Genomic DNA, 13,406 nt, shown 5'->3' on the forward strand with positions numbered 1-13,406 from the left:
GGTACGTTGCTCGCTACACATTTTTTGGAATCGCCCAGCAAAGACTGCTTGGTAATCGGCAACTCCTGCAATTCAGGCGAATCCACAGAAGTTGTATCAAGAAGGGAGCGTAGTCTACCGGAATGCCCCTTTCATCTCAAACCTTGATCTTCACCTGTTGGCTGCCAATGCAATTTCCAGCCGTCCTGCGCAGAGCCGTCGAGCCCCGGCAGGTTCGCCACGGCAAGCAATTCCTCGCCACGAAACAGCAGCGGCAATCTGCCACGGACAAACGCCGGCACCGCGCGCTCATTGAGCAGGCGCTTGAGGTCACGATGACCACGACCCGCCAACTCCAGCACTTCACCGCCCTGTCGATAGCCGATGTGCAGCGGCCCGGCAGGAGTCTGACCGCTGAACATGACATGTCCGTTATCCGGCAGATGCAACGGCTGTGAAGGATCGCGCCATTCGTCGTGAATCTGCGGTGTCCGCAACCAGTGACCGCTGAGCCACCACACCCGACCGGCGCCTCGGTGCAACTCGCCATCGGCCAGCCGCCACACCGGTGCGGCATCGCTCGCGGCAGCGACGAGACCAGTCCAGCCCGACCAGTGGTCGGTGTCCGGCAAGCGGGTCAGCGGTTCCAGCCAGTGACTCAGCGCGTTGCGTTGACGGGCAGCGGACAATCCGGCGAGCGCCGCAAGGTCCAGGGAGGGCACCCCGAGCCAGGCGAACCCACTCGGCGTGACGCAGCGGGCCAGGTCGATCTGCGCCAGCTCATCGAGCAGCTCTTGCGCCTCCCGCAGATGCGCGGCGCTACGGGCCATGCTCGCCTGCGCCTGCGGCCAGCGCCCCGTCAGCGATGGCATCACCTGATGGCGCAGATAATTGCGGGAAAACTGCCGATCCTGGTTCGACGGGTCCTCGATCCAGTGCAATCGATGGAACTGCGCATACGCTGCCAGCTCGGCGCGGCTGACGTCGAGCAAGGGCCGAACCAGACTGCCCTGCCCCAGCGCGCGCTGCGCCGGCATGCCGGACAATCCCCGCACCCCGGCACCGCGCAACAGGCGAAACAGCAGGGTTTCAGCCTGATCGTCGCGATGCTGGCCGGTCAGCAGCACGTCATCGGCTTGCGTCAGCGAACTGAACGCGGCGTACCGGGCGTCCCGTGCGGCCCGCTCCAGACTGGCCCCCGCCTGCACCTGCACACGCACAACGTGCAGCGGCACTCGCAGCGCATCGCACACAACCTGGCAATGCGCCGGCCACGCGTCGGCCGCCGCCTGGAGGCCATGATGGACATGGATGGCACTCAGCGCCGGCAGGGCGTGTGTTTGGGCGAGGTGGGCGAGCAGATGCAGCAGGACGGTGGAATCGAGCCCCCCAGAGAAGGCGACACGCCAATGCGTGGCGTTGCGCCAGGGCTTGAGATTCAGCAAGAGCCGGGAAGGCAGATCAATCGGGGACTGAGCCATATCTATCTCTTTGCCCAAATCAAATGTGGGAGCGGGTCTGCTCGCGAAGGCGTTTCAACATTCGACACATCGGTCGACTGTTATACCGCTTTCGCGAGCAAACCCGCTCCCACATTGGGTGTTGCGTGTTCGATCAGAGACCGTAGCTCATCAGACGCTCGTAACGACGGGCCAGCAGCGCGTCATTGTCGAACTTCTTCAGCATCGCCAGTTGCGCGCTCAGCTCGGCGCGGATCAGTGCGGCAGCGGCCGCCGGGTCGCGGTGAGCGCCGCCCAGTGGCTCGTCGATCACTTTGTCGACGATGCCCAGGCCTTTCAGGCGCTCGGCGGTGATGCCCATGGCTTCAGCGGCATCCGGCGCTTTTTCTGCGGTTTTCCACAGAATCGACGCGCAACCTTCCGGCGAGATCACCGCGTAGGTCGAATACTGCAGCATGTTCAACTGATCGCACACGCCGATGGCCAGTGCACCGCCGGAACCACCTTCACCGATCACGGTGGCGATGATCGGGGTTTTCAGACGCGCCATGACACGCAGGTTCCAGGCGATCGCTTCGCTCTGGTTGCGCTCTTCAGCGTCGATGCCCGGGTAGGCGCCCGGGGTGTCGATGAAGGTCAGGATCGGCATCTTGAACCGCTCGGCCATCTCCATCAGACGGCAGGCCTTGCGGTAGCCTTCCGGACGCGGCATGCCGAAGTTGCGGCGTACCTTCTCACGCACTTCACGGCCCTTCTGGTGACCGATCACCATCACCGGCTGGTCGTCGAGACGGGCGATGCCGCCAACGATCGCAGCATCGTCGGAGAAGTGACGATCACCGTGCAGTTCGTCGAACTCGGTGAAGATGTGGTCGATGTAGTCCAGGGTGTAGGGACGTTTCGGGTGACGTGCCAGACGTGCGATCTGCCAGCTGGTCAGCTTGCCGAAGATGTCTTCGGTCAGCGTCTTGCTCTTGTCCTGCAGGCGGGAAATCTCATCGCCGATATTCAGCGAATTGTCATTACCGACCAAGCGCAACTCTTCGATCTTGGATTGCAGGTCGGCGATCGGCTGTTCGAAATCTAGAAAATTCGGGTTCATAGGCGTCCGTCTTGGGTCGTGTCCCAAGTGAGCTTGGGCCGGCCGGTTGTCTATTCGCGCCCTACCTTAAGGGAGAGGCGCGCTGAGGTCGAGATTAAAAATTCAGGTTGCGGGCAGGCGAATTGATATCACCTCCCGGTCAACGGTATTGGAGGAAGACGTTGTCTCTCCCGAACTGGTCACGCAAGGCTTGAATCAAGGTATCCGCCGGGTCTATCCGCCAGCCCTCGCCAAACTGCAGCAAGGTCTTGGCGTCCGGGCTGGTGTATTCCATGGTGACCGGGCATGCCCCGCGATGACGCTTGAGCAAATCACCCAACCAGCGTAGCTGATCGCCTCTCAGATCCTGGGTCTGCAACTTCAGACGCAGGCTCTCGGCCAGATTGGTGCGCGCATCTTCCATGCTCATCACCCGCTTGACCCGCAGGCGCAGGCCGCCGGAGAAGTCATCGTTGCTGACTTCGCCCTCGACCACCACCATCGCATCGGTCTGCAACAGCGATTGCGCGGAATGGAACGCATCGGCGAACAGCGACGCCTCGATCCGTCCGGAGCGGTCGTCGAGGGTGATGAACCCCATCTTGTCGCCCTTTTTGTTCTTCATTACCCGCAGGGCGATGATCATCCCCGCCACGGTCTGGGTATCCCGGGCCGGTTTCAGGTCGATGATGCGCTGGCGGGCGAAACGGCGGATTTCACCCTCGTATTCGTCAATCGGGTGACCGGTCAGGTACAGGCCCAGGGTGTCTTTTTCACCCTTGAGACGCTCCTTGAGGGTCATCTCCTTGGCCTTGCGGTGCGTGGCATAAACGTCGGCGTCTTCCTCGACAAACAATCCGCCGAACAGGTCGGCATGGCCGCTGTCGTGGGTGCGGGCAGTCTGTTCCGCCGACTTGATCGCCTCCTCCATCGCTGCCAGCAGCACGGCGCGGTTGCGGTCGATATTGGCCTGATAGGCTTTTTGCTCGTCATGGAAATACGGGCCGAGACGATCCAGCGCACCGCTGCGAATCAGACCGTCGAGCGTACGCTTGTTGATCCGCTTGAGGTCGACACGCGCGCAGAAGTCGAAAAGATCCTTGAACGGACCGTCCTGACGGGCCTCGGTGATCGCTTCCACCGGGCCTTCGCCGACGCCTTTGATCGCGCCCAGGCCATAAACGATGCGGCCTTCGTCGTTCACCGTGAACTTGAACTCCGAAGTGTTTACGTCCGGCGCGTCGAGGCGCAGCTTCATGGTGCGCACTTCCTCGATCAAGGTCACGACCTTGTCGGTGTTGTGCATATCCGCCGACAGTACCGCCGCCATGAACGGCGCCGGGTAATGGGCTTTCAGCCAGGCGGTCTGGTACGAGACCAGGCCATAGGCGGCGGAGTGGGATTTGTTGAAGCCGTAACCGGCGAACTTTTCCACCAGGTCGAAAATGTTACCGGCGAGGTCCGCATCGATATTGTTCGACGCACACCCCTCGATGAAACCGCCGCGCTGCTTGGCCATTTCCTCGGGTTTTTTCTTACCCATCGCCCGGCGCAGCATGTCCGCGCCGCCGAGGGTGTAACCGGCCATGACCTGGGCGATCTGCATCACCTGTTCCTGATACAGGATGATGCCGTAGGTCGGTGCCAGTACCGGCTGCAGGCCATCGTACTGGTAGTCCGGATGCGGATACGCCAGCTCGGCGCGCCCGTGCTTGCGGTTGATGAAGTCATCCACCATGCCCGATTGCAACGGGCCAGGACGGAACAGCGCCACCAGTGCGATAAGGTCCTCGAGGCAGTCGGGCTTGAGCTTTTTGATCAGCTCTTTCATGCCCCGGGATTCAAGCTGGAACACCGCCGTGGTTTCAGCCTTTTGCAGCAGGCTGTAGGTCGGCTTGTCGTCGAGCGGGATCAGCGCGATGTCCAGCGGCGCCTCGTTGACCTTGGCGCGATCGCGGTTGATCGTTTTCAGCGCCCAGTCGATGATCGTCAGGGTTCGCAGACCGAGGAAGTCGAACTTCACCAGGCCGGCGGCTTCAACGTCGTCCTTGTCGAACTGGGTCACCAGGCCATCGCCGGCCTCGTCGCAATAGATCGGCGAGAAGTCGGTCAGCTTGGTCGGCGCGATCACCACACCACCGGCGTGTTTACCGACGTTACGCACCACGCCCTCGAGCTTGCGCGCCATCTCCCAGATTTCCGCAGCCTCTTCATCGACCTTGATGAAGTCGCGCAGGATTTCTTCCTGCTCGTAGGCCTTTTCCAGGGTCATGCCGACTTCGAACGGGATCATCTTCGACAGACGATCCGCCAGCCCGAACGACTTGCCCTGCGCCCGCGCCACGTCACGCACCACAGCCTTCGCGGCCATGGAACCGAACGTGATGATCTGGCTCACCGCATTGCGGCCGTACTTGTCGGCCACGTAGTCGATCACCCGGTCGCGACCGTCCATGCAGAAGTCGACGTCGAAGTCGGGCATGGAAACCCGTTCCGGGTTGAGGAAACGTTCGAACAGCAGGTCGTATTCCAGCGGATCGAGGTCGGTGATCTTCTGCACATAGGCCACCAGCGACCCGGCACCCGACCCCCGGCCAGGGCCGACCGGCACGCCGTTGCTCTTGGCCCACTGGATAAAGTCCATCACGATCAGGAAGTAACCGGGGAACCCCATCTGGATGATGATATCCAGCTCGAAATTCAGCCGGTCGATATAGACCTGACGCTTGGCGTCGTAATCCTCGGTGGTGTCCTTGGGCAGCAATATCTCAAGGCGCTCGTCGAGGCCATCGAACGACACCTTGCGAAAATATTCGTCGATGGTCATGCCATCGGGGATCGGATAGTCGGGCAGGAAGTGCTTGCCCAGCTTCACATCGATGTTGCAACGCTTGGCGATTTCGACGGTGTTTTCCAGCGCGTCCGGCAGATCACTGAACAGCTCAGCCATTTCTTCGGCGCTTTTCAGGTACTGCTGATCGCTGTAATTCTTCGAACGGCGCGGATCGTCCAGCGCCCGGCCTTCACCGATGCACACGCGGGTTTCGTGGGCTTCGAAATCTTCCTGCTTGATGAAGCGCACATCGTTGGTCGCCACCAGCGGCGCGCCGAGTTTGTCGGCCAGGGCCACGGCACCGTGCAATTGCTCTTCGTCATTGACGCGGCTGGTGCGCTGGATTTCCAGATAAAAACGATCCGGGAACACTGCCATCCATTCGCGCGTCAGGGTCTCGGCCTCGCCGGGGTTACCGGCGATCAGGGCCATGCCGATCTCGCCTTCTTTGGCGGCGGACAGCATGATCAGGCCTTCGCTGGCCTCGGCCACCCATTCGCGCTCGATGATGATCATGCCGTTGCGCTGACCATCCATGAAACCGCGAGAGATCAGCTCGGTGAGGTTGCGATAACCCAGGGCATTCATCACCAGCAGGCTGATCCGGCTCAGCGGCGCATCCGGATCCTTGTTCGACAGCCACAGGTCGGCGCCGCAGATCGGCTTGATCCCCGCACCCATGCTGGTTTTATAGAATTTGACCAGGGAACACATGTTGTTCTGGTCGGTGACCGCGACGGCCGGCATGTTCATACCGGCCAGCGCCTTGACCAGCGGCTTGATCCGCACCAGCCCGTCGACCAGGGAGTATTCAGTGTGCAGGCGTAGATGAACGAATGAAGCCGGCATAGTGATCCTGTCCAGTTACATAGAGACAACAAGGCCCGGATTGTACCGGGCCTCGAACAAAACATCAGCCTGCCGCTAAACCGGCGTCAGACCTTCCAGCGCTTCGTAAGCCTGACGCACCGGGGCGAACGAACGCCGGTGAATCGGCGTCGGGCCAAGTCGCGTCAGGGCTTCCAGATGAACGGGGGTCGGATAGCCTTTGTGGCCGCCGATGCCGTAACCCGGATAGATCAATTCGAACGCGGCCATCTCGCGATCACGGCTGACCTTGGCCAGAATCGATGCCGCAGCGATCGCCGGCACCTTGCTGTCGCCCTTGACCACCGCTTCGGAACGCATCGGCAGTTTCGGGCAGCGGTTGCCGTCGATCATCGCCAGCTTCGGCTGGATGTGCAGGCCGGCCACCGCGCGCTGCATCGCCAGCATGGTCGCGTGCAGGATATTCAGCTCGTCGATTTCTTCGACCTCTGCGCGGGCGATGCACCAGCTCAGGGCTTTTTCGCAGATTTCGTCGTAGAGTTTTTCGCGCCGGGCTTCGGTGAGTTTCTTCGAATCGTTGAGGCCGAGGATCGGCCGGTTCGGATCGAGGATCACCGCCGCCGTTACCACCGCACCGCACAACGGGCCGCGACCGACTTCATCGACGCCGGCCACCAGCTCTTCGACTTCGGCGACCAGGGTGAAATCCAGGCCCATCTGCATGCTTGTTTTGCTCATCGTGTTTGACCGATCAGGTTCAGGACGGCATCCGCCGCCTGATTGGAGGCGTCGAGGCGCAAGGTGCGGTGAATCTCGTCGAAGCCACGAGTCTGCTCCTCGCCCCCCTCGATCAGCGGCGAAAGCGTCTGGGCCAGCGCTTCGACCGTCGCATCATCCTGCAACAATTCCGGCACCAGCAGACGCTGGGCCAGCAGGTTCGGCAGGGACACGTACGGACTCTTGACCATGCGTTTGAGAATCCAGAACGTCAACGGTGCCAGACGGTACGCCACCACCATCGGCCGCTTGTACAGCAGCGCTTCGAGGGTGGCCGTCCCGGAGGCAATGAGCACCGCATTACAGGCCGCGAGGGCCAGATGGGATTTGCCGTCGAGCAGGGTCACCGGCAGATCGCGACCGGCCAGCAACGCTTCCAGTTGCACACGACGCTCAGGATTGGCGCAAGGCATCACGAAACGCACACCGGGACGCATGGCCCGCAGGCGCTGGGCGGTATCGAGGAACAAAGCACCGAGACGACCGACTTCACCGCCACGGCTACCCGGCATCAGTGCCACCAGCGGCCCGTCGGAAAGACCCAGCTCGGCGCGTGCCGCACTGCGATCGGCTTCCAGCGGAATGGTATCGGCCAGCGAATGCCCGACGAACCGCACCGGCACGCCCTTTTCTTCGTAGAATTTTGCTTCGAACGGGAACAGCGTCAGCATCAGATCGCAGCCTTCGCGGATCTTCAGCACACGCTTCTGCCGCCAGGCCCAGACCGACGGACTGACGTAATGCACCGTCTTGATCCCGGCCTGACGCAGCTTGAGTTCGATATTGAGGTTGAAATCCGGGGCATCGATGCCGATGAACGCGTCCGGCTTCTCGGCAATCAGCGTGGCGATCAGCTCTTTGCGTCGCTTGAGCAACTCGCGCAGCCGCCCGAGCACCTCCACCAGGCCCATGACCGACAGGCGCTCCATGGGAAAGTAGGAGGTCAGGCCTTCGGCCTGCATCAGCGGGCCACCGACACCAATGAACTCGACCGCCGGGTGCTGTGCCTTGAGCGCCCGCATGAGGCCGGCGCCCAGGATGTCGCCGGAAGCTTCACCCGCCACCAGCGCAATACGCAGATTGGCCATGATCAGCGGGTGATGCCGCGAGTCGACGACTGGATGGAGTCACGGAACACCGCGACTTCCGGGAACTGCGCGGCAGGTTCGGCCAGTTCCGCCAATGCCTGCTCCACCGTCAGACCCTGACGGTAAACAGTTTTGTAGGCGCGACGCAGGGCGTGGATCGCATCTTCGCTGAAACCGCGACGGCGCATGCCTTCGAAGTTCATGCTGCGCGCCTCGGCCGGGTTGCCGAACACGGTGACGAATGCCGGAACGTCCTTGCCGATCGCCGTGCCCATGCCGGAAAAGCTGTGGGCGCCGATATGGCAATACTGGTGAACCAGGGTGAAACCGGACAGGATCGCCCAGTCTTCAACGTGTACATGCCCGGCCAGCGCCGTGTTGTTGACCAGGATGCAGTGGTTGCCAATCACGCTGTCGTGACCGATGTGGGCGTAGGCCATGATCAGGTTGTGGTCGCCCAGGGTGGTTTCCGAGCGGTCCTGAATCGTGCCACGGTGAATCGTCACACCTTCGCGGATCACGTTGTGATCGCCGATCACCAGGCGGGTTTCTTCGCCCTTGTACTTCAGATCGGGGGTGTCTTCGCCTACCGAGGAAAACTGATAGATACGGTTGTGCTTGCCAATGCGGGTCGGGCCTTTGAGGACCACATGCGGCCCGATCACGGTTCCCTCGCCGATTTCCACACCTGCGCCGATGATCGACCACGGGCCGACCTCGACACCCTCTGCCAGGACGGCCGACGGGTCGATGATTGCGCGAGGGTCAATCAAACTCATAGCTTGCGTTCCGCACAGATGATTTCAGCGGAGCAGACCGGCTTGCCATCGACCGAAGCCTGGCATTCGAATTTCCAGATCTGACGCTTGCAGCTGATGAACTTGGCTTCAAGGATCAATTGGTCGCCCGGCAATACCGGCTGGCGGAAGCGCAGCTTGTCGGAGCCGACGAAGTAATACAGGGTGCCGTCGGCCGGCTTCACGTCGAGCATTTTGAAACCGAGGATCCCGGCAGCCTGAGCCATCGCCTCGATGATCAGCACGCCCGGCATGATTGGATGCGCCGGGAAGTGACCATTGAAGAACGGTTCGTTGATGCTGACATTCTTGTAGGCGCGAATGCGCTTGCCTTCGGTGTCCAGCTCCACTACCCGGTCCACCAGCAGGAACGGGTAACGGTGAGGCAGGTATTCGCGAATCTCGTTGATGTCCATCATTTCGGGGGGAAGCCTATGTAAAGATTGGGAGCGCGACTGACGCGCACTCCTCTAGCAAATCAAGGAGGCAGTCCAGAGGCTGTGCACACTTGATATGGAAATGGTATCAGCCATCAGATGAAGCATTACCGCCAGGGGTCACTTCCCCTGCCTGCTTTTCCAGCTGTCGCAGACGTCGCGCGATGTCATCGAGCTGACGGATGCGTGCCGCGCTTTTGCGCCACTCGGCAGCCGGTTGCATGGCTGTGCCGGAGGAATAGGCGCCCGGCTCGGTAATCGAGTGGGTCACCATGGTCATCCCGGTCAGGAAAACGTTGTCGCAAATATCGATGTGCCCTACCAGGCCGACACCACCGGCGAGCATGCAGTGCTTGCCGATTTTGGTGCTGCCGGAAATCCCCACGCACGCGGCCATGGCGGTGTGGTCACCGACCTGGACGTTGTGGGCGATCTGGATCTGGTTGTCGAGCTTCACGCCATTGCCGATCACGGTATCCGCCAGGGCGCCGCGGTCGATGGCGGTGTTCACGCCGATCTCGACATCGTCGCCGATGGTCACGCCGCCAATCTGGGCGATCTTCTGCCAGACACCCTTCTCGTTGGCGAAGCCGAAGCCTTCCCCACCAAGCACGGCGCCGGACTGGATCACCACACGCTTGCCGATGCGAACGTCGTGATACAGCGTCACTCGGGGAGCCAGCCAGCCACCCTCGCCGACTTCACTGCGGGCACCGATAACGCAATGTGCACCGAGCGTCACGCCCGCACCAATGCGGGCACCGGCCTCGATCACCACGAAGGGACCAATGCTGGCAGTCGGATCGACCACCGCGTCCGCTGCAATCACCGCGCTCGGATGGATACCGGCAGCGGATTTCGGTTTCGGATCGAACAGGTGGGAAATGCGTGCATAAGCCAGATAAGGATCCGGCACCACCAGCGCATTACCGGCATAGCCTTCGGCATCCGCAGCCTTGAGCAGCAGCGCTGCCGCCTGCGAGCCCGCCAGGTATTTACGGTATTGAGGGTTTGCCAGAAAGCTCAACTGAGCTGGGCCAGCCTCCTGCAAGGTGGCCAGCCCAGTGATTTGCTGCTCGGGATCGCCACTCAGGGTGGCGCCGAGGAACTCGGCCAACTGGCCGAGCTTGATAGTCACGGTCATGGGTTACTTCAGCTGATTCATGCGCTCGATAACCTGGCGCGTGATGTCGTACTGAGGTTTGACATCGATCACTGCGCCACGCTCGAACACCAGGTCAAAAGCACCTTTCTTGATGACTTCTTCCACTGCGCTATCCAGTTTCGGCTTCAGTTGCTTGAGCATTTCGCGGTCGGCAACGGCTTTGGCTTCGTTCAGTTCCTTGGACTGGAACTGGAAGTCACGGGCCTTTTGCTTGAATTCCAGCTCCAGACGCTCACGCTCGCCTTGCTGCATCTTGTCGCCGCCCGCCATCAGACGGTCCTGAATGCCCTTGGCGCTGCTTTCCAGCGTCTTGAGCTTGGTCAGTTGCGGGCCGAACTTCTTCTCGGCATCCACGGCGTATTTCTTGGCCGCGTCGGACTCCAGCAGTGCCATCTGATAGTTCAGGACAGCGATTTTCATGTCGGCAAATGCCGGGCCTGCCACCAGTACGGAGGCCAGGAGAACCAATTGAGTCAACTTACGCACGATGTACTCCTACAAAATCCATTGTCGTTATCTTGGGTCCGACGCTTAGAACGTCTGACCGAGGGAGAATTGGAACACTTGAGTCTCAGCGTTATCCGGTTTCTTGATCGGTGTAGCCAACGCGAAGCTCAAAGGACCCAGTGCGGTGACCCAGGTCACGCCGACACCGACGGAGCTGGCCATGTTGCTGAAGCTGACGTCGTTGCACTGCGTATTGGACTTGGTGACACCGTTGGTGTTGAGAGTCTGTTCGCACTTGGAGTCAAACACGTTACCGACGTCCCAGAACACGGAGGTGCGCAGCGAGCGCTGATCCTTGACGAACGGCAGTGGGAACAACAGCTCCGCACCACCTTGAATCAGTACGTTGCCACCAAACGGCAGTGCGTCCTGATCCGGGTCGTTGATCGTACCGGCGTTGCCTGTCTTGTCCTGGCCACGGCTAGGTGTACTGCGCGGACCCAGGGTGCTGTCCTTGAAGCCACGAACCGAGTTGAAACCACCAGCATAGTAGTTTTCATAGAACGGCAAGCCATCGGTCGAACCGAAGCCGTCGCCATAACCCAGTTCGGTATGCAGACGCAGGGTGTAGTTTTCGCTCAAAGGCGCGAACAACTGACCACGGTAGTCGACCTTGTAGAACGACAGGTCGCTGCCCGGAATGGTGGTTTCCAGAGTCAGGCTCTGGGAACGGCCACGGGTCGGCAGTACGCCTTTGTTCAGGGTCGACTCGGACCAGCCGGCCGAAGCCTTGAAGTTCAGGTACTGATCGCCTTCGCGGTTCACGAAGTCGAAGATCTCGTCGACGGTGTACTGACCGGTCTTGATCTTGTCCTGCTGAGCGGACAGACCGAAGGTCAGACGCGAAGTCTCGCTGATCGGGTAGCCCACGTTCACGCCAGCACCCAGGCTGTCCACCGCATAGCTTGCTACGTCGACGTCGAGGTCTTTGTAGTCGGTGGTGCGATAGAACGCGTTGTAACCCAGGCTCACGCCATCGGCGGTCCAGTAGGGGTCAACGTAGCCGAAGTTGTAGCGGCTCTGGTATTCACTGCGGGTCAGACCGACGCTGACGCGGTTACCGGTACCCAGGAAGTTGTTCTGGGTGATCGAACCACCGAGGATCAGACCGGCGCTCTGGGCAAAACCGACGCTGGCGGTGATCGAACCGGACGCTTGTTCTTCAACGGCGTAGTTCACATCGACCTGGTCGTCGACACCCGGTACAGCCGGCGTCTCGACGTTGACTTCCTTGAAGAAGCCCAGACGCTCAAGACGGGTCTTGGACTGGTCGATCAGGTAGGTCGAAGCCCAGCCGCCTTCCATCTGACGCATTTCGCGACGCAGCACTTCGTCCTCGGACTTGGTGTTGCCACGGAAGTTGATACGGTTGACGTAGGCGCGCTTGCCCGGATCGACAGCAAACAGGATGTCGACGGTGTGATCGTCATCGTGTGGCTGAGGCACGCCGTTGACGTTGGCGAAGGTGTAGCCTTCGTTACCCAGTCGACGGGTGATCAGCTCGGAAGTGGTGGTCATCAGCTTGCGCGAGAACACCTGGCCTTTTTCTACCAGCAGCAGGGACTTGACCTGATCCTCAGGAACCTTCAGGTCGCCGCTGAGCTTGACGTCACGAACGGTGTACTTCTCGCCTTCGTTGACGTTGACGGTGATGTAGACGTGCTTCTTGTCCGGGGTGATGGACACCTGGGTCGAAGCGATATCCATGTTGATATAGCCGCGGTCCAGATAATAGGAACGCAGACGCTCCAGGTCACCGGAAAGCTTTTCACGGGCGTACTTGTCATCGTTCTTGAAGAACGACAGCCAGTTGGTGGTTTTCAGCTCGAACAGGTCGACCAGGTCTTCCTCGGGGAAAACCGTGTTGCCCACTACGTTGATGTGCTGAATGGCCGCAACGGTACCTTCGTTGATCTTCACTTTCAGACCGACGCGGTTACGCGGCTGCGATACCACTTCGGTATCGACGGTAGCCGAATAGCGACCTTGTGCAACGTACTGGCGTTGCAGCTCGTTACGCACGCCTTCAAGCGTCGCACGCTGGAAAATCTCGCCCTCGGCCAGACCGGATTGCTTGAGACCTTTCATCAGGTCTTCAGTGGAGATGGCCTTGTTGCCTTCGATCTCGATACTGGCAACCGACGGACGCTCGACGACCGTGATGACCAGAACGTTGCCTTCGCGGCCCAGCTGGATATCTTGAAAGAAACCGGTTTTGAACAACGCACGCGTGGACTCCACCAGGCGACGATCATCCGCCTGCTCGCCGACGTTCAACGGCAACGCACCAAAGACGCTACCCGCGGAAACCCGCTGGAGGCCGTTGACGCGAATATCAGAGATGGTGAAGGACTCGGCGTGAACTTCGGCGATCATCAATGCGGTAATAACCGCAGTTAGCAGCAGACGTTTCATGAAGTCCTTTCTTATTCCAACTGGCAATAAACAAACTGC

Annotated in this window: 10 protein-coding genes; all 10 read right to left on the minus strand. The window is 60.5% G+C overall.

Annotated elements, in window-relative coordinates; translation table 11 throughout:
- Positions 1-131: 131 nt before the first annotated feature.
- A complete protein-coding gene (gene tilS / locus KVQ74_RS18570) occupies positions 132-1,460 on the minus strand; it encodes a tRNA lysidine(34) synthetase TilS (protein ID WP_217832626.1) in 1,329 nt (442 codons plus the stop codon).
- Between the two features lie 133 nt (positions 1,461-1,593).
- Complete coding sequence (locus KVQ74_RS18575; RefSeq protein WP_217832627.1) at positions 1,594-2,541, minus strand: acetyl-CoA carboxylase carboxyltransferase subunit alpha; 948 nt, start codon at positions 2,539-2,541, stop codon at positions 1,594-1,596.
- Between the two features lie 139 nt (positions 2,542-2,680).
- Positions 2,681-6,202 (minus strand): DNA polymerase III subunit alpha, encoded by a 3,522-nt coding sequence (gene dnaE, locus KVQ74_RS18580; protein ID WP_217832628.1) that lies wholly within the window; start codon positions 6,200-6,202, stop codon positions 2,681-2,683.
- Between the two features lie 75 nt (positions 6,203-6,277).
- Positions 6,278-6,904, minus strand: a complete 627-nt coding sequence (gene rnhB / locus KVQ74_RS18585) for a ribonuclease HII (protein ID WP_217832658.1) — start codon at positions 6,902-6,904, stop codon at positions 6,278-6,280.
- Between the two features lie 11 nt (positions 6,905-6,915).
- Positions 6,916-8,046: a lipid-A-disaccharide synthase gene (gene lpxB / locus KVQ74_RS18590; protein WP_217832629.1), complete on the minus strand. Its 1,131-nt coding sequence runs from the start codon at positions 8,044-8,046 to the stop codon at positions 6,916-6,918.
- 2 nt (positions 8,047-8,048) lie between these two features.
- A complete protein-coding gene (lpxA, locus tag KVQ74_RS18595) occupies positions 8,049-8,825 on the minus strand; it encodes an acyl-ACP--UDP-N-acetylglucosamine O-acyltransferase (RefSeq protein WP_217832630.1) in 777 nt (258 codons plus the stop codon).
- The gene (fabZ, locus tag KVQ74_RS18600; RefSeq protein WP_003222142.1) at positions 8,822-9,262 is read right to left on the minus strand and encodes a 3-hydroxyacyl-ACP dehydratase FabZ; all 441 of its coding nucleotides are present in this window, start codon (positions 9,260-9,262) and stop codon (positions 8,822-8,824) included. Before fabZ ends, lpxA begins: the two co-directional genes overlap by 4 nt.
- 106 nt (positions 9,263-9,368) lie before the next feature.
- Positions 9,369-10,424 (minus strand): UDP-3-O-(3-hydroxymyristoyl)glucosamine N-acyltransferase, encoded by a 1,056-nt coding sequence (gene lpxD, locus KVQ74_RS18605; protein ID WP_217832631.1) that lies wholly within the window; start codon positions 10,422-10,424, stop codon positions 9,369-9,371.
- 3 nt (positions 10,425-10,427) lie between these two features.
- The gene (locus KVQ74_RS18610; protein WP_007990260.1) at positions 10,428-10,931 is read right to left on the minus strand and encodes an OmpH family outer membrane protein; all 504 of its coding nucleotides are present in this window, start codon (positions 10,929-10,931) and stop codon (positions 10,428-10,430) included.
- Between the two features lie 45 nt (positions 10,932-10,976).
- Entirely contained in the window at positions 10,977-13,367 is a 2,391-nt protein-coding gene (bamA, locus tag KVQ74_RS18615; protein WP_217832632.1) for an outer membrane protein assembly factor BamA, read from the minus strand.
- Positions 13,368-13,406: the final 39 nt, after the last annotated feature.

Origin of the sequence: Pseudomonas botevensis (genome assembly GCF_019145475.1) — a bacterium.
Lineage (GTDB): Bacteria > Pseudomonadota > Gammaproteobacteria > Pseudomonadales > Pseudomonadaceae > Aquipseudomonas > Aquipseudomonas botevensis.

Coding starts and splice junctions, on each gene's coding strand:
- tilS (WP_217832626.1), bottom strand. CDS start 1,460: ATGGCTCAGTCCCCGATTGATCTGCCTTCCCGGCTCTTGCTGAATCTC.
- KVQ74_RS18575 (WP_217832627.1), bottom strand. CDS start 2,541: ATGAACCCGAATTTTCTAGATTTCGAACAGCCGATCGCCGACCTGCAA.
- dnaE (WP_217832628.1), bottom strand. CDS start 6,202: ATGCCGGCTTCATTCGTTCATCTACGCCTGCACACTGAATACTCCCTG.
- rnhB (WP_217832658.1), bottom strand. CDS start 6,904: ATGCAGATGGGCCTGGATTTCACCCTGGTCGCCGAAGTCGAAGAGCTG.
- lpxB (WP_217832629.1), bottom strand. CDS start 8,046: ATGGCCAATCTGCGTATTGCGCTGGTGGCGGGTGAAGCTTCCGGCGAC.
- lpxA (WP_217832630.1), bottom strand. CDS start 8,825: ATGAGTTTGATTGACCCTCGCGCAATCATCGACCCGTCGGCCGTCCTG.
- fabZ (WP_003222142.1), bottom strand. CDS start 9,262: ATGATGGACATCAACGAGATTCGCGAATACCTGCCTCACCGTTACCCG.
- lpxD (WP_217832631.1), bottom strand. CDS start 10,424: ATGACCGTGACTATCAAGCTCGGCCAGTTGGCCGAGTTCCTCGGCGCC.
- bamA (WP_217832632.1), bottom strand. CDS start 13,367: ATGAAACGTCTGCTGCTAACTGCGGTTATTACCGCATTGATGATCGCC.